General features: G+C 65.4%; 18 protein-coding genes and 1 pseudogene. 13 read left to right on the forward strand and 6 right to left on the reverse strand.

The annotated features are described in order from the left end of the window. Positions 1–168: 168 nt before the first annotated feature. From AB0I43_RS00295 to AB0I43_RS00315, 5 genes are all read left to right on the forward strand, one after another. Positions 169–1,407 (forward strand): MFS transporter, encoded by a 1,239-nt coding sequence (locus tag AB0I43_RS00295; protein ID WP_357430875.1) that lies wholly within the window; start codon positions 169–171, stop codon positions 1,405–1,407. A gap of 105 nt (positions 1,408–1,512) precedes the next feature. Continuing rightward, the gene (locus AB0I43_RS00300; RefSeq protein WP_356977558.1) at positions 1,513–2,289 is read left to right on the forward strand and encodes a DUF5984 family protein; all 777 of its coding nucleotides are present in this window, start codon (positions 1,513–1,515) and stop codon (positions 2,287–2,289) included. 242 nt (positions 2,290–2,531) lie between these two features. Then, the gene (locus tag AB0I43_RS00305) at positions 2,532–3,191 is read left to right on the forward strand and encodes a TetR/AcrR family transcriptional regulator C-terminal domain-containing protein (RefSeq protein ID WP_356977557.1); all 660 of its coding nucleotides are present in this window, start codon (positions 2,532–2,534) and stop codon (positions 3,189–3,191) included. Positions 3,192–3,266: 75 nt separating this feature from the next. Continuing rightward, positions 3,267–4,514, forward strand: coding sequence for a helix-turn-helix domain-containing protein (locus AB0I43_RS00310; protein WP_356977556.1), 1,248 nt, complete (start codon positions 3,267–3,269; stop codon positions 4,512–4,514). Between the two features lie 388 nt (positions 4,515–4,902). Next, on the forward strand, positions 4,903–5,856 hold the full coding sequence (locus AB0I43_RS00315) for a hypothetical protein (protein WP_357430877.1): 954 nt from the start codon (positions 4,903–4,905) through the stop codon (positions 5,854–5,856). Here the strand turns inward: AB0I43_RS00315 and AB0I43_RS00320 are convergent. From AB0I43_RS00320 to AB0I43_RS00330, 3 genes are all read right to left on the reverse strand, one after another. After that, entirely contained in the window at positions 5,850–6,554 is a 705-nt protein-coding gene (locus AB0I43_RS00320; protein WP_356977554.1) for a DUF3159 domain-containing protein, read from the reverse strand. The two genes, AB0I43_RS00315 and AB0I43_RS00320, sit on opposite strands and share 7 nt — an antisense overlap. Positions 6,555–6,919: 365 nt before the next feature. Then, on the reverse strand, positions 6,920–7,156 hold the full coding sequence (locus AB0I43_RS00325; RefSeq protein WP_356977552.1) for a hypothetical protein: 237 nt from the start codon (positions 7,154–7,156) through the stop codon (positions 6,920–6,922). A 656-nt stretch (positions 7,157–7,812) separates the two neighbouring features. Then, positions 7,813–8,493, reverse strand: coding sequence for a cutinase family protein (locus tag AB0I43_RS00330; RefSeq protein WP_357430879.1), 681 nt, complete (start codon positions 8,491–8,493; stop codon positions 7,813–7,815). A 266-nt stretch (positions 8,494–8,759) separates the two neighbouring features. Between AB0I43_RS00330 and AB0I43_RS00335 the strand changes: the two genes are divergently transcribed. Together AB0I43_RS00335 and AB0I43_RS00340 are read left to right on the forward strand one after the other, a co-directional pair. Beyond that, complete coding sequence (locus AB0I43_RS00335) at positions 8,760–9,647, forward strand: LysR family transcriptional regulator (protein ID WP_356977548.1); 888 nt, start codon at positions 8,760–8,762, stop codon at positions 9,645–9,647. 168 nt (positions 9,648–9,815) lie between these two features. Next, positions 9,816–10,391: a dihydrofolate reductase family protein gene (locus AB0I43_RS00340; protein ID WP_357430881.1), complete on the forward strand. Its 576-nt coding sequence runs from the start codon at positions 9,816–9,818 to the stop codon at positions 10,389–10,391. Between the two features lie 198 nt (positions 10,392–10,589). Here the strand turns inward: AB0I43_RS00340 and AB0I43_RS00345 are convergent, their stop codons facing one another. Further along, on the reverse strand, positions 10,590–10,781 hold the full coding sequence (locus tag AB0I43_RS00345; RefSeq protein ID WP_356977543.1) for a rubredoxin: 192 nt from the start codon (positions 10,779–10,781) through the stop codon (positions 10,590–10,592). A gap of 410 nt (positions 10,782–11,191) precedes the next feature. Here AB0I43_RS00345 and AB0I43_RS00350 point away from each other — a divergent pair, with 410 nt between their 5' ends. The 4 genes from AB0I43_RS00350 (at position 11,192) to AB0I43_RS00365 (ending at position 16,073) form a co-directional block, all read left to right on the forward strand. Beyond that, positions 11,192–12,541, forward strand: coding sequence for a tetratricopeptide repeat protein (locus AB0I43_RS00350; protein WP_356977541.1), 1,350 nt, complete (start codon positions 11,192–11,194; stop codon positions 12,539–12,541). 343 nt (positions 12,542–12,884) lie between these two features. Continuing rightward, positions 12,885–13,172: a hypothetical protein gene (locus AB0I43_RS00355; protein WP_356977539.1), complete on the forward strand. Its 288-nt coding sequence runs from the start codon at positions 12,885–12,887 to the stop codon at positions 13,170–13,172. Positions 13,173–14,369: 1,197 nt separating this feature from the next. Continuing rightward, complete coding sequence (locus tag AB0I43_RS00360; RefSeq protein ID WP_356977537.1) at positions 14,370–14,795, forward strand: SRPBCC family protein; 426 nt, start codon at positions 14,370–14,372, stop codon at positions 14,793–14,795. A 354-nt stretch (positions 14,796–15,149) separates the two neighbouring features. Beyond that, positions 15,150–16,073: a hypothetical protein gene (locus tag AB0I43_RS00365; RefSeq protein ID WP_356977535.1), complete on the forward strand. Its 924-nt coding sequence runs from the start codon at positions 15,150–15,152 to the stop codon at positions 16,071–16,073. A 357-nt stretch (positions 16,074–16,430) separates the two neighbouring features. Here AB0I43_RS00365 and AB0I43_RS00370 read toward each other — a convergent pair whose 3' ends face one another. Both AB0I43_RS00370 and AB0I43_RS00375 read right to left on the reverse strand, forming a co-directional pair. After that, complete coding sequence (locus AB0I43_RS00370; protein WP_357430883.1) at positions 16,431–16,586, reverse strand: hypothetical protein; 156 nt, start codon at positions 16,584–16,586, stop codon at positions 16,431–16,433. Beyond that, positions 16,583–18,001, reverse strand: a complete 1,419-nt coding sequence (locus tag AB0I43_RS00375; protein ID WP_356977532.1) for a YfcC family protein — start codon at positions 17,999–18,001, stop codon at positions 16,583–16,585. Before AB0I43_RS00375 ends, AB0I43_RS00370 begins: the two co-directional genes overlap by 4 nt. A 291-nt stretch (positions 18,002–18,292) precedes the next feature. Between AB0I43_RS00375 and AB0I43_RS00380 the strand changes: the two are divergent. Both AB0I43_RS00380 and AB0I43_RS00385 read left to right on the forward strand, forming a co-directional pair. Beyond that, positions 18,293–19,800: pseudogene (locus tag AB0I43_RS00380) on the forward strand (CocE/NonD family hydrolase). Next, positions 19,730–20,002, forward strand: a complete 273-nt coding sequence (locus AB0I43_RS00385; RefSeq protein ID WP_356977669.1) for a hypothetical protein — start codon at positions 19,730–19,732, stop codon at positions 20,000–20,002. Before AB0I43_RS00380 ends, AB0I43_RS00385 begins: the two are co-directional and overlap by 71 nt. Positions 20,003–20,080 lie beyond the last annotated feature (78 nt).

Consider the following 20,080-nt stretch of genomic DNA (forward strand, 5'->3'; position numbering starts at 1 on the left):
CGTATCAACTTTCACGAGCGGTCCGGTTCTCTGGTGATTCCTCAGCAGGTCGGTGACGCGCCGGCAGGCGGTCGCATCATGCTGACCTCGGCCGGGATAGCTCTGTACCGGTCCGAGGCCGACGAACTGTAGCCAGCGATCCGGCGGTGACTGGTCATACTCGATGAGATGGGACGGCCAACGCAGATGTTCGACCGTGCACAATCCTGGTGGGACACGAACAGGGCGGTCGCGGCGACCGCGATCGTGTTCGCGGTCAACGGGCTAACACTCGGGTCTTGGGTCTCGCGCGTGCCCGCCGCGCGCGACACCCTCGATCTGACGACCGCGCAGATGGGTGTGCTGCTCCTCGCGCCGGGGATCGGGACACTGATCGGGTTACCGCTGGGCGGAGCCGTGGTGGCCCGGCTCGGGCCGCGCACAGCGCTACTGGTCGGCACGGTCGGGACGACCACGGCGCTCATCGCGATGATCGGTGGCCTTGCCGGAACGTCCGCGCCTGTCGTGGCGTTCGGGCTCGGTCTCTACGGGCTCGGAATCGGGCTGTGGGATGTCGCGATGAACGTCGCGGGTGGCCGCCTGGAGAAGCGCGCCGGACGGCCCCTGCTTCCGCTACTGCACGCCGGTCTCAGCCTGGGAACGATCATCGGCAGCGCGATCGGTGTGATCGCTTCGGCGGCTTCGGAATCGGTTGCCACCCAACTGACCTTCACCGCTGTCGCCGCCGCTGCGGGGGTGGTGTTCGCCGCCGCGCATATACCTCGCGACGGCCCGGAGGCGGAGACGGCGCACGATTCCGAGAAGCAGGGGACGCTGTCGTTGACAGGGGCGTGGCGGGAATCGCGCACCGTGCTCATCGGGATCACGGTGCTGGCGTTCGCGTTGTGTGAAGGAATCGCCGGCAACTGGCTCGCGCTGGCGCTGGTCGACGGACATCACCGTTCCGAAACGATCGGCGCGCTGGGGTACGCGGTTTTCATCGTGGCACTGACGGTGGGCCGCGCCGGTGGCCCGGTGCTCCTCGACCGCGTGGGGCGTGTCGGCGCGTTACGGCTGCTGGCGGTGATGGTCGGTGGGGGAGTGCTGCTGGTTGTCTATTGCCATCAGTTGGTGCTGGTCATGCTGGGTTGCGTGCTGTGGGGGCTGGGGGCTTCGCTGGGTTTCCCGGTCGGGATGAGCGCTGCGGCCGACGATTCAGCGAACGCGGCTATCCGTGTGTCGGTGGTGTCGTGGATCGGCTATGGCGCCTTCTTCTGCGCCCCACCGTTGGTGGCGTATCTGATCGAACATCTCGGTACGCTGCCCGCGCTGCTCAGTGTTGTCGTTGCCAGCCTGGTCGCGATGGTCACCGCGGCCAGTACCCGGCCGGTGCCACAGTTTCAGGACATGGACCGAGCAATTCCCTGAAAGCGTGAAGTCGCTGCCGCCAGCACGGCGTCCGACCGGCGGGCCTGGGACTGGCCGGGACCGAATGATTCGACAGGATGTGGCTCCAGCAGTTGGATCAGGGCCATGATGTGGATCCCGTTCGAACTGGCGCCCTTGGACGAGGTCGTCCCGTGGGGCGAGCGTTCGACGCTGCACTGGTTCGGGCTCACTCAAGGGTGGTACGGACTGGAGGTCGATGGTGTCGAGTTGCTCCGGTATTCCGAGCAGACTTTGGCCCGAACCCGCGAGAACCCCGCGGCAGAGCCGCCCTGGGTGGACTATTACGTGGTCCGATTGTGGGAAGACCTGCTCGACGTGTTGCCTTCGGCGCTCGAGCCGGTACCGGATGACTTAGCGAATTTCTTTGCCGCGGAAGCCGAGGGATGGATCGTCGATGCTGCTGATCCGGACATCCTCGATGATTCCGTTGTCGCCTGCGCCTCGGAAGCCTATGGCCTGCGATGGACCGACACCTCGTATCTGCGCTTCGGGCCCCGGTTTCGGTGGTGGCGCACCCTCGGCGCCGCGGACACGGTCACCGTGGCGTGGCGGTTCGCACCCGATCCCGAAGGTGAGATCGCGTTCTCCGCACCACCGTCGGGCCGCAGGATCCTCAGCACTCAGGAATTCGTCGCTGCGGTAACCGATTTCGACCACCGACTGCTGCAAGCGATGCAGGAGCGGGTGGACCATCTGGCGGCGGCCGGGGCGGTCGCAGGTATCGAACTCGACCTCCCCGCACTGGTTCGGGAACAGGCGCAGCGCCGGACGTGGTTGCCGCGTGCGCTCGCGCGGCACAACCGCACGGACTGGGCCGCCGTCCGTGCGGGCGCGGCGATTCTGGCTCCTCACCTGGGGTGAACGCCCCGTAATTCCGCCGGTCGCAGCGGCCGGAGCCTGCGAACGGGCGCTGGCAGGGCGGGTTTCGGGGCCGATGAACCACGAACACTTCGACATGGCCGTGGCACCGCTGGCCTCGACGTGCCCGTCGAGTGTCGAGACGACCGATGGTGACCTGCTGGCGTGCGATTTCGGCGAAGGCCGCCCGCGATTCAACTTGCACCGCTAGTTTAGCGGTGCAAGCAGTTCGGAATGGAGACCACATGGCGCGACCGCCCCGGCAGCTACTGAGCCGCGACCGCATCGTCACCACCGCGCTGGCACTCCTCGACGCCGAGGGCTTGGCCGCTGTCTCGACTCGGCGCATCGCCACCGAACTCGGGGTGCAAGGCCCCTCGCTCTACAACCACCTGGCAACGATGGACGAGCTGATCGACGCGCTGGTGGACGCCGTGCTCGCCGACGTCGACACCTCCATGTTCAGCGGCTTGAGCGCGGAAAACCCGGCTTGGCGTCCGGCTTTGGAGACCTGGGCGCGTTCCTACCGCGCCGCCATCGCCGCGCATCACGAAATAGTGCCCGCCCTGGCCAGCGGCCCAGGGCATCGCGTACACGCCCTGCGGATCGCCGACGCCGTCTTCGGTGGACTCGTCGCCGCCGGCTGGCCGCGGCGCACGGCCACCAGCGTGGGCGCGCTCATGCGTTACTTCGTCACCGGGTCCGCGCTGGGGTCGTTCGCCGCGGGCTTTCCCGCCGACGCCGCGGTCTACGACCGCCACTACCCGCATCTGAACGAAGCGCATCTGCTCGCCGAACGCCAGCAGCGGATCGCTCAGGACGCTTTCGAGACCGGCCTGCGAGCTCTCATGGACGGACTGGAACTCCAATACCACCAACTGCGGAACCGTCCTGATTCACCGTAATCAGTTGGCGCACAGTAATTATCGGGACAGACGAGTGCGAAAGACCACACTCGTGCAGGCAACGGAGCTACGCACATGCCATTTTCGACCCTCGACCTCTCGACCGGTGTCCCGGGCACCGCAGTGCGATTCGCCGGACAACCGGCCTCGCTCGCGCTCGCCGACACCGATCGCGTCGCCGCCCGGCTGGTGGACTATTTCGCGACGTGTCTGGCCCCCTGCCGGACTCTGCCCGGCGAGCAACTCCGTGGCGAGGTAACCACGATGACCCGGCATTGCCTGTCGCTGATCATCGACCTGCTCGACCATCGATCCGTTCCCCAGGACGCGCAGCTGGCTCCGATCGAAGCTGCGGCCACCCAGTGGGCGCGCGAGGGGGTCCCGCTCGAGGCCGTCCTGCGCGCTTACCACGAGGGAATCCGGCTCGGGCTCTGTCTCGCGACCGCGCGTGCCGGCACCGAAGATCACGCCGAACTGCTGCTGGCAGTCGACCTGACCCTCGAATTGCTCGAGTCGATCACGGTGACCGCGACCGCCGCCTACTCCACCGAACACCGTCTCGTCGCGCGTGAACACCACACCGCCGCACATACTTTGGCTTCGGCCCTGTTGAGCGGTCACAGTACGGCCGCCCTCGCGCGCCAGGGTGAGATCCCGGTCGCCGCCGCCTATCACGTGGTGGCGCTGGCGATTCCACCGCACGCCGATGAACAGAACCCGCGGGTCTCGGCGGCCATCGCGGCCAAACGCAAACTGCGCCGCGTGCAATCGGCACTGGCCGGCGTCTTCGACTCCCGCGCGCTGGCCTTGCTGAATCCGAAAGGAGGAACCCTGCTGGTCCCTGCCACGGAGTCCGGGCCCGGCGCAGTGACATCGGAGACATGTACGGCGTTGTCGCAGGCGGCCCAGGTTCCGGTGACCGCTGTGGTGATCACCACTCCCACCGACGGCATACCCGACTGTGCCGAACAGGCACACGAACTCCTCGACCTGGTCCGCGCGGCCCAGCGGCCCCCGGGCCTGTATCACCCGGCGGACCTCGCCTTGGAATACCAGCTGTCCCGGTCCGGTCCCGGCATCAACCAGCTCGCCACCGCGCTCGCCCCCTTGGACAAGCATCCAGAACTACTCGAAACAATGCGTGTCTACCTCGCGCGGAACCTCAGCCGTCAACTCACCGCCAAGCAACTGTTCATCCACCCCAACACCCTCGACTACCGCCTACGCCGCATAGCGCAACTGACCTCCATCGATCTCACCACCACCACAGGCATCGCCAGCGCCTCGGTGGCTCTGCTGGCACGAGACCTCAATCGCGCGTAGCCCTCGCTCATGGAAGCGATGGCGGCGCTGCGGGATCCGCGCACCCGTGACCTGTCGGTGATGTCCTGCGGCTCCGTGACGCGCCGCAGGGCATCCGGCGAATTCCGCTGACGAGCGACGGATCGAACTCGGCGAGACCGTTCGGTCCTCATTTGCATTTCCGGACTTCCGGGCGCCGGGCGGCGATAGAATCGATGTCGGTCAATTCGCTGTCGGGCCAAGGAATCTCATGACAAGTAAAGAAGAAATGCCCGGTGCTCAGCCACGGAAAGCACACGTGACGGTCAAGGGCAAGTTCACCATTACTCGACGCGGTGCGGGAACCGAAGCGACCCCCACCCAGACCGGTTCTCCTGCAAGTCAACCCAGAGCAGTCGAACAGGCCCCCGTGACCCCCGAGGCCGGGGCGCATATGCAGTGGCTGGGGTCTGCGGCGGTCCGCTCGGCACTGGCGGAACCGGGCATCAAGGCCCAGTGGTCGCCGCACAAGGATTGGTCGGTCACCGTCCGCGACAAAAAGCTGAACCACTTCACGGCTTTAGATTGGGATCCCGATCATCCCTATATCTGGCGTTTCACCAGTCTGCCGTCGACCGAATTGGTCTCGATCACCGCCGGCACCGGTTTCGGGACGATAATCCAATTGATCGGTGAGCACAGCGGCGGCAACATGAAGACCGATCCTCGGGTGCGCACCTCGTCGTTCTGCCGCAATATCGGCGCCCTGCTGGGGGTCGCCGCCTCGGCAGGCGGCGACAAGAAGGTCCTCAACATCATCAACCGGACGCCGTATCTGTGCCGGATCGATCTCACCACCCTTCCGGCCAAGGGCATCACGGCAGCGCCGGCGCTGTACCGGGCGATCAGCCTGTTCGAGACCGAATACGTCCTGGTGCCGACCCCGGCGCAAACGTACTACCTCGCCGATACCGGAAATGTCCCGGGCGGAGCGGGCTGCCTCAACGCGGCACTGTTCCACAATCCCTTCTACGGCTGTATCGATCCCGGCGGGACTTTCCGTCCTTTCCTGGTCGGCGATGACCTGAGCATCAGCCTCGACTCCGATCTGTTCATCAAACCCGCAGGAGATTTCGCGCGGGCCGCCCAGGAACTGCCGCCGGTGACGCCGGAAGCCGGAGTGCAGAACGTCTCGGATCTCGATCCCGGCGATGTCGTTCGGATCGTGTGCTACGCCCAGGCGATATCCGAAGCCGCCAGCGAAGTCGCCGCCCTGGTCTTGAACAAGGACCCGATGCTGCTGAGCAAGACCATGGAGCATGTCGCCAAGTACGCCGCCGCGGTAGATATCCGCTACAACCAACTACTTTCGACGCTTTACTGATTACGGACCGCGGGGGAGTCGTCCCGGTCCGCTGGAGCCGGTACGAACTGCTCGGTGGAACGTCGGAACGCCCACACCACGACTACCAGCGCGACCGCGAGCAACGGCATACCCATCGCGATCTTCGCGAACGCCAGCCAGCCCGTCGCCTCGTTCTCATACAGCCAGCGCTGCACGAGGAAGCGGGCCCCGAACAGTATCGTCAGGGTCAGCGTCGCCAGATCGTGCCGGGTCAGGCTCGACCGGTTGCCACGCCACGCGTAATGCCCGCCGTGCAACGCATTCCACACGACGCCCGTCAACGGCCGCCGCACCGCCAGCGAGACCAGCAGCACCAGCGCGACGGCCAGGCTGACCCAGATCCCGATCAGGAAGTACCCGCCCGCTGAACCCGTCCACAACGCCACGGCACCCGCAGCCACCACGCCGACGACGCCGCCGATCGCCGTACTGAACGGTTCCCCACGCCGCCTCCGCCACACAGTGAGCGCGACAGCCACCACCAGTGCCGCACCGATCGCGATCGGCAAGGCGACAAGGGCATTCGCAACGACGAAGGCCAGCACCGGCAAGGCGCTGTAGATCATTCCGGCGGTCCCGCCGAGTTGGTCGAGCAGTTGCTGATTGGTCGAGGGGCGAGCTTCAGAGGTGGTCATGGTGGCCTCCCGGGAGTCGGACGAAAACAGGTTCGGCGGCACCGAAATGCACTGCTGTGATCGTTGTCGTCATAGAACGAGGAGTAGCCATCCAGGCTCGTTCCAATCGGGAACCAGCAGTATCCATGCGACACAACGTATTTCAGATCTGTGCTGTCCCGGCGGGTGAGCGCGGCAGCGGCGCTGTCGATCGTGGCGATGATCCTGTGACTGATCCTCGACCAGGACGTTGGACCTATGTCCCGACGGGAATACAGCGTGTACCGATTTTCGAAGCGGTTTGTTCGGTCGATATCGCCGGTGGCGCTCCCATAGAAGACCCGCGCGTCGAAGGGCTTCAGCGCCGGCCGACTGAATGTCCGCATCTGCGGAGTGGCGTGTGTTGGTACACGCTGGCCAGTACTGATTTACCTCCGAGCCGCAATTGTGGTCACAGCGTCGATGGCGCTTCGAAGGGGTGTGTCGGGCTTCCCCAGCAACGCCCAGGTGATCGCGATTGCGTGGATGGTGCTCACATCGCTTTCCGCCAAGAAGGTCTGGACTGCTTCCATTCCCTCATTCCGGAGAATGGGGCGGCACTGCTCGGCGAGCGCGGTCCACAGTGCGGCATCCTCCGGGCTCAAACCGCTGACGTCGTCGAACACGAACTCTCCCTCCACACCCTGGGCACTGTAGCGGCAGCGTGCCAATCACTGCGCGGTTCGAATCGGTGATCCCGGCGCGACGAGACAGCTTGCCGTCCAAGGCAGCCCGGCGATGTGCCGCGGCACGACCACCGAACCTGTGAACGTCCGGTACTGCCGCATACGATACCGGCCGAGTTGCGATCGGGAACCGTTGCGCCTCAGCGCTAGTCATGGGACGAGTCGGTGACGTCGGCGTGGAACCAGTTTCGTCATTCCGCAGTAGGGGGTGTGCTTCAGACCGACGAGTGATGTCTGCTTGGTTTGACTGAAAATAGCGTCGTTTCATGAGCGATGCACATGGGAGCCGGCCTCTGGGCTTGCGGGATCGAGCACTGCTCTTCCTGCCTGTGTCAGCAGTGGTCCTTGCGCTGTTTGGTTGCAGCGCCGACGATCATTCGACAGGCCCCAACGGCTCATCGACGACCAGAAGTGCGACAGTTTGCAGCGCATTCATAACGCCGCCGTTCAGCCTGGATCCAGTCGAAGCTTCGGAGTACGCCCGTCGGCTGGAGGAGCAACGACGTTTGTGCGGCAAGCGATCGTCCGCACATTAGATATCCAGAGTTCCGAGCCGGACCAACCAGCCTTGCGCCGCTCGTCCCCCTGATCCACGCTCACATCCGAGCATCGACGAATTCCGCTGCGGCATCGGCATATCGGGCGTAGCGCAAGTGGACATTCCAGTCGCTCCCGTCCGGATCGCAGACCGGGTCGTTCGCGTTGCAGACGTCGTAGGTGCGGTCGGCGTACGTGCCGGTGACCGACCTCCCCAGCTCGCGAATCGGGTTTCCGAACAGCAGCACGGCCACGATTCGCGGCGCGAGCCGGTCGGGCAGGGTCGCGACGATCGGGCCACCGACCTTGGCGCCCTCGCTGCTGACCCCGATCGAGTTGTCCACTACGTTGGCGCCCTGGGAGTAGCCGACCAGCACGAAACGCTGTCTCGGGCAGGCGGCGGCCTGCGCCACGACGTGTTCGACCAGGTCACGGTTTCCGGCCTTGACCGAGCGCGGCTGGTTAAGGTCGGCGGGGTAGTCGACCCGGTAGGCGTCGGTCGTCGCGCCGAGCTTGTCGGCGATCGCCGAGTACACCGGGTTGCCGACCACGGTGCCAAGTCGGAACGTGCTCCATGCTCCGCCGGGTTCGTTGGTGCCGCGCGCCGAAACCACCTGGAGCGCGGTGCATTCCGCCGCACCGGCTACCCCGGTGCCGAGAGTGCTCACAGTGGTCGCCGTTGCCAGCACGGCCAGCACCGAGGCCGAAATCGTGGTCCTGTGCGGTCGGGTGATCGTCATCCGTTGCCTCCTTAAATGTGTGAGACACGGTAGGGCGAACCCGGAGCGGCACAACACGTTCGGGCTCGGGCACTGGGGAAGTCATTATTCGCACGACGAGGGCATGCGTAACCCGCACAAATCGGCGTGCTGGCGCCAAGACGTTCTGCTGCTCCCGAATCCTGTGACGCGCCTCTCCCGACGGAATCGGCACGCCCGCAGCGGTGTTGTCAAGTCCTGATTCGAGCATGCTAAGTTGAGCGCCGCTTCACGAACTGAGGACATCGATGCTGGAACGTCTCGAACTGGAGGCATTTCTCGCGCTCGCCGAGGAACTGCACTTCGGCCGTACGGCCGAGCGCCTGCATGTGACGACCAGCCGAATCAGCCAGACAATTGCCGCGCTGGAACGGCGCATCGGTGCACCGCTCTTCGAGCGCAACAGCCGCAGAGTGTTGCTCACGCCACTGGGGAAACAGCTGCGCGACGACTTACGACCCGCCTACGACCAAATCTCGGCCAGCGTGCGTGCGGCGAGTCAGGGCGGTTCCGTCACCCAGACGATCACCGTGGGATTTTCCGCGCCCTGGTGCGGAAACCTGCTGGTGCGAGCGGCAGCGGCCTTTCAGGAGCGCTACCCGAACACCGCGGTCGGCGTCGAGGAGATCCAGCTGATCGATCCGCTCGGCCGGATGCGTTCGGGTGCGGTCGATTTGCAGCTCACCGAATTCCCCATCAGAGAACCCGATATCACCACCGGGCCGATCCTGTTCTCCGAACAGCGAGCCCTGATGGTGCCGGACAGTCATCCGTTCGCCACCCGGGAATCGATATCGGTGGAAGAAATGGCGGACGTGACACTGGTCACCCTCGCCGACGATCTCGTGCCGCGCTACTGGATGGACGAGTACTTCCCGCTGCGCACTCCCGCTGGGAGGCCGATAGCGCAGGGCCCGGCCACGAGCTTCTGGCCCGAGGTACTGGTGCACGTCAGCCAAGGTGCCGGGGTCAGCACCGTCTCGTTGCGCGCCCGCGAATTCCATTCCCGTCCCGGCATGGCCTTCGTCCCGTTTCATGACGCGCGCCCGATCGACTACGGCCTGATGTGGCCGAGCGCTCGCAAGAATCCGCTCGTCGATCCCTTCCTCGAAGTCGTCGCGGAGATGGCCGAGTAGCCGGGCTGCCCGCATTCGGTGAGCACATCGTTTAATTCCGCTAAGCGTTGAGTCGCGCTTAGCGGAGCGTTGCCGAAACATTGCTTGTTGCAGGGCTTTACACACGGCGAAGATGAGAATCCGCCGCCACAAGAGCAGCGGATCGAACCATCGAATGCAGGAGGAAATGTGTCACGCGAATTGGTGTACACCGGGTTCATGTCGCTGGACGGCGTCGTGGACTCACCGGGCGGCAAGGAAGAGGGACATCGCGGTGGCGGCTGGGTGATGGACACCGAGTTCGTCCCGGAGGCCTACTCCCTCAAGAGCGAAGAACTCGCCGACCACACCGCCCTGCTGTTCGGCCGACGCAGTTACGAGGCCTTCGCTCCGTACTGGCGCGAGTCCGACGATCACATCGCCTATAAGGAGTTGCCCAAGTACGTTCTGTCCACCGCCCTCACCGAATCCGATCTCCTCGACGGCTGGGGCCCGACCACCATCCTGCGCAGCACCGAGGACGTGGCCGAGCTCAAGGAAACCGACGGCGGCGCGATCTTCATCCACGGCAGCGCCGAACTGGCCCGCCGCCTCGGCGACGCCGAGCTGATCGACCGCTACAACCTGCTCGTCTTCCCGGTTCTGCTGGGTGCCGGCAAGAGTCTGTTCAGCCGGTCCGATCGTGACAAACAGCCACTGCGCCTGCGTGATTCGGCTGTGTACACCAACGGGGTCGCCAAACTGGTCTACGACGTGGTGCGCTGACCCGCCCTCGGTTGGCTCGACCCGCGCTGATCGGTTCGGTCAGCGCGGGAAGCGGCGTACACGGCCCCAGGCCGGTGGTGCCGGAATGAGTGCTGCGAGCGAATTCCTGGTCGTGTCGTCGTCTTACGGCAACGTTTGTCGGTGAAGCGATCGGGATCGGCCTTCATGGATTATTCCCGTGATGGTTCACGGACCGGACTAGAGTGCGGTCATGACGAAGTCGTCCTTCGTCGCGCCGCAGTCCGGGCACACCCAGGTGCCGGGAACGTCGTGCCACCGAGTTCCGGGAGCGATTCCTTCCTCTGGGCAGCCCAGTGATTCGTAGTAGATCCAGCCGCAGACCAGGCACATCCACGCCTTGGTGGTGGTCTCGGCTTGCTGATCAGGCATCGGTGGAGCCCTCGTGGAACTTTGGCGCGCCTCCTTCCTTCACCAAGCCCGTCGAGTGCGACTCCGTCGCGCCGTATTCTGTCTGCTCGTCTCTATCGGTTTCTTGCTCACAACGGTCGGTTCAGCGACGATCTCTGCCCGACACGGCGTCGGAGTGTGAAACCGCGCTCGTGATCCCTGGAAGGCGTCGCGCATTCGGCGTCACGGGCATCGAGTGTTCGCCAGTGAGACCCGCGGCCATCCTGGCCCGCACCCTCGGCGTCCACACCGAGGTGGCCGTCGCATGGCAACGCCACTCCGCTGGCGACTGGGCGGCCTACGCTGCCAACGTCAGCCGCCGGTCTCGGGGATGGGCTTGATCGCCAGGACCTTGCCGATCACCCGCCGTCAAGTAGCGAGGAGGCCCTCCGATGAGGCCTGAACCGATCACCGAGGACATGATCGTCGAGAACCGGAAGGCTGCCGAGGCACAGCCGTCCACCGGCCTGCCCAGGCTGGCTCGCATCCTGATGGAATTCGGATGGCAGATCGACCGAGACCGTCAGGCGGAACGCATCCCGTACTTCGAAGAGGCCGCTGCCATCCACCGAGGCTTGGTCACCGACGGAGCCTCGGAACACATCACTGCTGCCATGCACGCGATCGCATCCCTCGGTCTGCAGTACTCCCTTGCGCACGCCGACGACCTGAGCCTTGCCGCGAAACACGAAGCCGCAGAACTTGCCCGGCGCGTCAATCTGCACCGTGAGGGCAAAAGACAGGAAATCGCGATCCTCGCGGATCTCGCGCACTGCCTGGCGGAATTCGGACGGTTCGCGCAAGCAGTGGCCGTCCAGCAGGAGGTTGTCGCCATCTGCCGCGCGAGGGAGTCTGCGGGGGGCTACTCCTCCGGCCACCCTGCATGGCAACTGCTGGACCTGGCGATCTACCTCGACCTGGCTGGACGCGCCGATGCGAGCCTGGATATCGAACGCGAGGTCCTCGAACTCGAGCGCCGGAGGGCAGCAAACAATCCACGGCAACTTCCCGAACTCGCGATCTGGACCTCCGGGGCCGCCCTGCGGTTCGCCGACGCCGGCCAACCGCAGCGAGCGCGAGCACTCCTGGCGGAGGCCATCCTCGCCTGCGACCAACTCCCAGCCGAAGGCAAGCGCGGCAACTTCGGATTTCTCCAAGCCCTCCAAGCCGCGCACTTCGCCAGATCCGGAGCCCGCGACGAGCGGCCCGACGCCGTCCACGCGGTCCCGATCGGCATCGACCCGGACCTGGCCCTCCAACCTGTGCTCGGCTCGAGCCTTTACCACTGGTCCTTCAGCGTCCGGGACGCCTACCGCGCGGGCCTGGAGGTCATCAACGAAGCGATCAATGCCAGGACACACCCGATCCCACACGATGCCGCCCAGTTGGCCGAGCTGGGGATCCTGTTGCGCCGCCGCAACATCCGCGAATCGGTGCTCGACTACGGGCCGGGATACTTCTTTGAAAAGATCATCCCAGCCCTGGCGCACAGCGTCGATGTCGAGCGACGGCTCCTTGTCGCAGATCCTGGCATAGGCCCGCAGCGTCTGGTCCGGGCTTTGACCGATCAAGCCCTCGGGTGCCTCGCCGCGAGCTCCAACGCGAACGCAGGCAGCGCCCTGCGCGAAGCGCATGCCCTCTGCTCGGCCGCCACCGACAGCGACGCGGAGGCTGCGGCAGATCCAATAGCCACAGATGACCCGACCGCCACAAGCGGCCCCGGCCACGCCGGACCTCACTGATCACAGACAGACCCGCCCCGACTACCCCGACCACCCATTCGGACAGTTCCAATATCCGACGTTGCCATCTGTGCAAGACGAGGGGAGACCATCGCGGGGGTCCGCCGCCACCCGGCCAAGTTCGCCGACTCCGGCCGGCCAACCCCGGCCCCCGCGCCCGAATACGACGAGGGCGATCTGGCGGAGACCCACGGTGAGCGCCCATCCCGCGGCATCCGTGAACGTCTGCACCACCTGCCGATCCTCGTCGAGACCGCGGAGCGGTATCGCGGTGAGCAAGCCGCACTGCTGGCCGCAGCCGCGGCGACCCCGGCGTCGACGAATTCACCCACGAAGGTCGACGGTGTCGGCGGCCCGCTGCCGGGGGCGTATCAAGACCCGGCTGACCACGCGCCTGCCCGATCTGATCGAAGAGCACGGAGTTCGCGCACATCAATCTGCGGGCTTACCGCAAAACGCCGCTACCGCGATCGCCGCGGCCAAGGGCGTCGAGGCGGCGGGGCGCCAGCTCAACCATGCCGCGGAATCGCGCATCACCGCGGATCACTATGTCGAGACACCGCGCGATGTGCCCGACCACCGGGACGTGCTCGACCTCTATCTCGGTTCGCCAGTGGGGAAAATCCGCTGAGAAAATTGGTAGGGAATTGGAAAACTTGAGTCGTGCGGAATTTTGTGGCCGGTAAACAAGGGCTGACCTGGAAGTTGGGCAGAGCGACGGGACTCGAACCCGCTACGACCAGCGATAAGTTCCGCGATTTCCGGCCAGGTCCCGCCCCGCCCCTCGTGGTCCTCGTCGGCCCCAAACGTGCTGCCTGAGTACAGATTCTAGAGAGCCTCCTGTGCCCGGCGCGACCCATCTTGTCCCCGCACGTCCCGGCCCAAAACTTGGTGAAGCCTTGGAAAGGATCAAGTCGTATCTCCCGGTAGGTCCCGGCGTGTCCCATCGGGACACGCCGGGACATTTCGCGGCACAGCAATCGGTCAGCAATCGCATCTGTGCCGTAGCTGATTCAAGGGTCTGGGCGTGAGGGAGTGCTATCCAATGTGGCTCGACGCGGAGGCCGTTCCGTGAGCGCAGAGCCGGGCGCGGCACAGCAGGGGCAGTGCGCAGGGGCGCGAACTGTGCTGGCGGTCGTCCGCCGGCCAGTTCGGCTTGGATGTTGCTCCGATGTGGGATGCGCAGGCCGGAGAGGCTTCGGTCCACGCATTCCCGGGTAAACCCCGAGGGCTGCGCCGGAGTCTACATTTGGCGGTCTCTCCGCCCCGGGCGGCAACCTAGGCTGATATCCGCTCAAACTTGCCGTCGGCGAGGGGTGAGCCGACAGGATTCGAGCGCGCGACCACCTGACACCGGTTCCAGTCTGCCGGCCCAGGCTCAACGCGCCCAATTAGGGCACGCTGCAACGGTTTCCGATAGCGCGTGGCTCCTGGACGTGACCCGACAGGCCTGGTTGCTTCCCATCAAAAGTGTGGGATTTCTGTGGGACGGATCGAATCGTCGTCATCCGCCCTGATCGACGCGGCCGACCACCGCGACAAACGCCGGTGGTGTCATGCTGATAGGAGGTCGGGTACGGACATGCGTAGGGTCTGTGCCACCGAAAGTGTTCGGCGTGTCGAACTGTGACACGCCAAGAGGTTTTCGCACTAGCTACTAACTGGCTAATGCGCACGACTTCCGTAGTGGCGACCGCTCGCCGTCTGAACGACGTCGGCCCGCGATGGTGGTTCCGACCGCGAACGTACTGCCGGTCAGGCTCAGGACCAGCCAATCCTGCGCGATGCGCTGCAACACCAACTGAACCCTATAGACCGGCTGGCAGTCTTGGCCGCGGATCTGCCGGGTGCTGTTGTCGGCACCCGGCTCATCCGGGCCTCTTTCGAAGCCGTGTGGAGTGTCGTCGCCGATCTGGAGCACGCGACGCCGCGGTACGAGCCCGGTGTGGCGAGCGTCCGCATTATCGAAGAGCGTGGTGAGTCCCTTCGTTTGCTCGTGCGGGACAGTGAAGGCCGGGAAGCCGCGATGACCGCCCGGCTTCGACCGGGTTGGTGCGTCATGCAGTCGAGCACCGTCGTCATCGCCTTCGCCGGCCGGGCGGTCGAGGGCGGAACGATGCTGGCGCACCTGGAATTCCGACGTGAACAGCCGGGCGACGCTACAGGTGGATCGCGCGATCCGTGCGCTACCCTTGCGAAGATCGACCACGAGTTGCACGTCATCGAGCAACTCGCCACCGGCAGCGCGTACTGACGGTCCCATCCCGCCTGCACTCGGTCACCGAGCTGTGTCTCAATTCTCGATGTGCGCGTTCAGATACCACGGTCGAGTATGTCCGAAATTAGTGGGCGCCGTCCGGTTCAGTGCCCATTGAGTACGCAGTGCAGAGGCCTTTCGGTGAATTTCCAACCATGAAGTCGCGGCCGGCGCGACCCACGCGGCGCGGCTCCGGTGGTGCACGGGCGTCGTAGCCGAAGATGGAAAACGTTTACCGGTGCCCTTTGATCGTAGTATCGCGGAAGGTGGTTGGTTGTGATTGGGATCAGTGCAGCCTCCGAGGCTGTGACAGGAAATCCTGCCCCGTTCACATGGGTTACAGCGTTGTCCATGGCCGTATTCTGTGCGGTGCTGTGGGTGATCGTCGACTATATGCGTGCACACCCGCGCCCTGCGATGTGGGTGTGGGGACTGTCCCTGCTCACCTTTCCGCTGTGGATTTGGGGTCCCGGCCGAGATATCGGCCTTATCAATTGGTTTTCCTGGGCGAAGATCCTCTCGGTACTGATCCCTTTGACCGCGGTCGGTGCGATGCGAATCGCCGCCGCCGAGCAGCGGGAAGGCCCGGTCTGGTCGCTGCTGCGAAACCCGAGGTTCTTGTGGTTCCCCTACGCCATCCTGTTTCTCAACATTGCCGAGGCAACTATCCGGGATGCGGAGATCGGCAACTACTGGAACGCTGCGGTGGGGCTTGGGCTGTGCCTCACGATTCCCTATTCGCCGCGCTTTTGGGCAGTGCTTCCGGGGAAGAACGCCGAATTGGTCGCCTACACGACGATGGCCTGGAACTTCCTCTACACCACCTGGAATCTCTGCTTCACTTTCGGTGGGTATCCGCCACAGGAGGAGCATTTCGCGGCCAGTATCTGCATTCTCGCGGTGGCCGAAATATACCCGCTGGTGAAGGGTCGGCCCGAGCTCTACATCATGGCTCGCATCTACACGCTTCCCGTTTTGATGCTCGTGATCGCGATCTACAACATTTTTCCGACGGTCATGCCCTCGGACGGCTGGTTCAACAACGATGTGTGGATCGTCTGGGGCATTGTAAATTTCGTCCTCACAGTGCCTTACCTGTTCTGGTACACCTGGCAGCTGCAGACCGGGCGGGCGTTCCTGTACTTCCGGCGAGGTAAAGCGCGAGCGGAATTCGCGTCGAAGTACGGCGACACCGTCGATGAGATCGTGGCACTCAACAAAAGCTTGGACGCGGCCATCGACACCAGGACTCGCCCGGCCTCATCGCCTCGGTGATCGCGCGGAAGGCGCCGGCCCACACTGCGGCGGGCGCCTTCTCCAGCCGGAAAGGAGCTCTGCTAGGAGACGTCGCGCAGAATCGCCGCCGCCTGCGAATGTTCACACCGCGGACGGTCGGCACCTGGCCATCGAAAAGTATTGTGCGGTGCGAGGTTTCGTTAAGGGCGCCGGGTTCATGGGCGCTGTCGGTGATTGAACCGTCTGCGACTGGCCCGCCCGCGACGCCCGCGTCGATGTCGACGAACAGGGTGTGCACGGTCCCGTAGGTGGCGGCGCGGGCGTTGGTGAGACGCTCCGGATTTCCGGGATACTCTCGGGCAGCGGATGCGGTCGAGGTTCAGGCCACCTCGGCTATCAGTTCATGAGCGCGCCCAGCATGAGGAATCCGGCGATGAGCACGACCAGGATCGCCAGCAGCGGCGCGATGAAGCGCAGGTAGGTGTTGTAGCCGACCTTCGCTAGTGCCAGCCCGCCCATGATCACCGCACTGGTGGGGATCCACAGATTCATGAAGCCGCTGGAGGCGGCCCACGCGGTGACCACCAGCGAAGCCGGCACTCCAGCGAAACCGGCACTCCAGCGAAACCGGCCAGCGGCGCGAGAACGGGCATCGCAAGGGTCGCGTGCCCGGAGGTACTGGGAATCAGAAAAGCCAGCGGCAGGTTCACTATCCACATCAACTCGGCGAACAGCACCGAGGAGGTGCCGTCGACCACGCTTTGGACCGTGTGCAGCACGGTGTCGGTGATCTTGGCGTTGTTCATGATCACCGCGACACCGCGCGCCAGGGCGACCACGATCGCGGGGGCGAGGAAGTCCCCGGCTCCCTGCACGAGCAGCCCGGTCAGCTTCTTCTCGCCGAAGCGGGCAAGCACGCCCACCAGCACAGCCGCGGTTATGAACAACGCTGACAACTGTGGGAACGACCATCCCAGCTCCCAGCTATAGGGAGCGCCTTTCGGGTCACCGGTGAGCGCGCTGGACCAGGGGATCACCGAGAAGATCATCATCGCGAAACTGAGAACCAGGACGGCCAGCACCAGGCGGTGCGTCCGAGTCAGTCCATAGAGGTGCTCGGGCGCCGTGCTCTCGCGGTCGCCGGGCAGGAAGCCGGTCAGCGAGGCAGAGGGGTCGCGGCGGACCTTGCGGCCGTAGCGCAAGACGTAGGCGATGGTGACCGCGGTCAGCGCCACCAGCATCGTCACGCGCAACACGATGCCATCCCCTATCGAGACCCCGGCGGCGGAGGAAGCGACGCCGATGGCGAACGGGTTGACCGTCGAACGCAGCGCGCCCACACCGGAACTCAGCAGAATCGCCGCCGCGGCCACCAGGCGGTCGTAGCCCAGCGCGAGCAGCAACGGCACGATCAATCCATAGAAACCGAGCGTCTCCTCCGACCAACCGACCACCGAGCCCAGTAACGAGAACAGCGCCATGATGCCGGCGACCAGCATCCAGCCCCGGTCGCGCAGGCGCAGCGCCGCCAGCGCGATGCCCCGGTCCAGCGCGCCGGTGGCGAAGACCATGGTGATGAACGCCCCGATGGCCAGCACGAACAGGAACACCCCGACACTGCCATAGATGGCGCCGATCGCCGACGGGCTCAATTCGCCGGTGCTCTGGTCCTGCACGCCGTAGAGCCCGTTCACCGGCGCCAGGAAGAAGTCGGCGATGCGCGCGGGCCAATCCTGGGGCGCGGGGACACGGTGATAGGTGTCGCGCATCGGGTTGCCGGCGGCGTCGCGTTCGAACTCGCCGCTGGGGATGACCGCGGCCAGGATCCACACCGCCAGCAACACGACGGCCAGCACTGTCATCGCGCTCGGGAACTCGAACCCACGACTGTGGCTGGTGCCCGCGTGGCCCTCTGTCGCGGATTCGGGCTTCTCTGCGGCGCTCGGTTTCGGCGCACCGGAAGCCATGCCGATCACGATCCCAGTCCACGACACCAACCTCGCGCAGACACGCAGCAACTTTGTTGCAATAGCGCAAGCCTGGGCCAGGTGGCCACTTCGCGCGGACATTCGCGGGAAGAATCCCTGATTTCCGTCTCGCCTTGGCTAACCTTCCCTGTGTAGCTACATAGTGGCAATTTGTCTGGCTCGCAGCCGTGCCCGCTCGTCAGTGACACCCTCGAAGGGACCCCGGTGGCACAACCAGAACCCGTGATCGACGTCCATCCCGTGCGGGTTGTCCGGCATGTATGGATCCCGATGCGTGACGGCGTGCGCTTGGCCGCCCGGGTGTGGCTGCCCGCCGACGTCACCACACCACAACCGGCGGTCCTGGAGTACATCCCGTACCGCAAGAACGACGGCACCGCCGCGCGCGACATCACGCTGCATGCCGCGTTCGCGCGAGCCGGCTACGCCGCGGTCCGGGTGGACTCCCGCGGCAGCGGCGATTCCGAGGGCATCATGCTCGACGAATACCATCAGACCGAACTCGACGACGGCGTCGAAATCCTCGCCTGGCTGGCCGAACAACGGTGGTGTGACGGCACTGTGGCGATGATCGGCAAATCCTGGGGCGGATTCAACGGCTTGCAGATCGCGGCCATGGATCCACCACAGCTCAAAGCCGTCGTCACCGTCTGCTCCACCGACGACCGCTACGCCGACGACGTCCACTACAGCGGCGGATCGCTGCTGGCCTCGGAAATGCTGCCGTGGGCCGCCACCGTGCTCTGCTACAACGCCCGACCCCAGGACCCCGAGGTCTACGGTGACGGCTGGCGCGCGGCGTGGTTCGACCGCATGGCCCACACCCCCGCCTACATCGGGGCCTGGCTCGAGCATCAACGCCGCGATGCGTTCTGGAAGCATGGATCGGTGACCGAGAACCCCGGGTCGATCCGCGCCGCGGTGCTGACGGTGGGCGGCTGGGCCGACCCCTACCGCGGCGTGGTGCTGCGTCTACTGTCCGAACTCGACGCTCCGGCAAAGGGATTGATCGGTCCGTGGGCGCACACCTACCCGCACCAGGCCGCGCCCGGTCCGGCCATGGACTTCATCGGCGAGTGCCTGCGCTGGTTCGATCACTACTTGCGCGGCGTCGACAACGGCGTGGACGTCCTGCCCGCCCTGCGGGCCTGGATGCCCGACCCGGCCCCGTTCGGCAGCGATCTCGACGAACGTCCCGGCCGCTGGGTCACCGAACCGGTGTGGCCCGCCCCCGAGATCGAGCAGCTCGACTGCGCGCTGCGCGGCAGCACGCTCACGTTCGGGCCCGCCGATCAGCTGAAACTCGAACCGGCCCAATTGGTTTCCACCCGGACGGTGGGCGCGGCAGCCGGCAGCGTGCTCCAGTACGGCGACCTGGCCGGTCGGCCCGGCAACCAAGCCGCCGACAACGGACGCTCGCACACCTTCACCTCCGCTCCACTGAGCGAGCGACTAGAGATCCTCGGCACCGGCGAGGTCGAGCTCACCGTGACCGCGGATCTCCATGCGCGCAATTGGCGGTGCGACTATGCGAGGTGACAGCCGACGAATCCGCACGCCTGGTGACGACCGGCGTACTCAACCTCACCCACCGCGATTCGCACGAATTCCCGCAGCCCGCAACGCCGGGCGAGGACTACCGCGTCCGCGTGCCGCTGGTGGCGACCGGACACGCCTTCGGCGCGGGGGAGTCGCATTCAAGTCGCGGTGTCGGCGTCCTATTGGCCGTGGCTGTGGCCCTCTCCCGAGCCCGTCACCGTAGCGTTGGACCTCGGTGACGCGCTACTGCGCCTACCCAAACGCACCCCGACCGCGCCGCCGCGCCCCGACCCGCCCAGCCCGCTCGACACTGTCGAGGTCCCGGCAACGAAATCGGTGCACTGGGACGCTATCTCGCGCACCCAGACAGTGGAGATCACCTACTCCGACGGCACCACCGTCGACCGCACCGACGGACTCACCCGCACCGAACGGAACTGAACCGCTTCGTGCTCACCGAGGGCGAAGCACTCTCGGCCCGCGTGGAATGCGATCGCACCGACGCCATCAGCCGCGGCG

It is taken from the genome of Nocardia sp. NPDC050435 (genome assembly GCF_040655395.1).
GTDB lineage: Bacteria > Actinomycetota > Actinomycetes > Mycobacteriales > Mycobacteriaceae > Nocardia.

Bases quoted from the DNA above. Each gene is read 5' to 3' on its own strand.
- AB0I43_RS00345 (WP_356977543.1), bottom strand. From the start codon at position 10,781: ATGCCTGATCAGCAAGCCGAGACCACCACCAAGGCGTGGATGTGCCTG.
- AB0I43_RS00375 (WP_356977532.1), bottom strand. From the start codon at position 18,001: ATGGCTTCCGGTGCGCCGAAACCGAGCGCCGCAGAGAAGCCCGAATCC.
- AB0I43_RS00305 (WP_356977557.1), top strand. From the start codon at position 2,532: ATGGCGCGACCGCCCCGGCAGCTACTGAGCCGCGACCGCATCGTCACC.
- AB0I43_RS00365 (WP_356977535.1), top strand. From the start codon at position 15,150: ATGGCCGTATTCTGTGCGGTGCTGTGGGTGATCGTCGACTATATGCGT.
- AB0I43_RS00300 (WP_356977558.1), top strand. From the start codon at position 1,513: ATGATGTGGATCCCGTTCGAACTGGCGCCCTTGGACGAGGTCGTCCCG.
- AB0I43_RS00370 (WP_357430883.1), bottom strand. From the start codon at position 16,586: ATGAATCTGTGGATCCCCACCAGTGCGGTGATCATGGGCGGGCTGGCA.
- AB0I43_RS00295 (WP_357430875.1), top strand. From the start codon at position 169: ATGGGACGGCCAACGCAGATGTTCGACCGTGCACAATCCTGGTGGGAC.
- AB0I43_RS00350 (WP_356977541.1), top strand. From the start codon at position 11,192: ATGAGGCCTGAACCGATCACCGAGGACATGATCGTCGAGAACCGGAAG.
- AB0I43_RS00335 (WP_356977548.1), top strand. From the start codon at position 8,760: ATGCTGGAACGTCTCGAACTGGAGGCATTTCTCGCGCTCGCCGAGGAA.
- AB0I43_RS00330 (WP_357430879.1), bottom strand. From the start codon at position 8,493: ATGACGATCACCCGACCGCACAGGACCACGATTTCGGCCTCGGTGCTG.
- AB0I43_RS00310 (WP_356977556.1), top strand. From the start codon at position 3,267: ATGCCATTTTCGACCCTCGACCTCTCGACCGGTGTCCCGGGCACCGCA.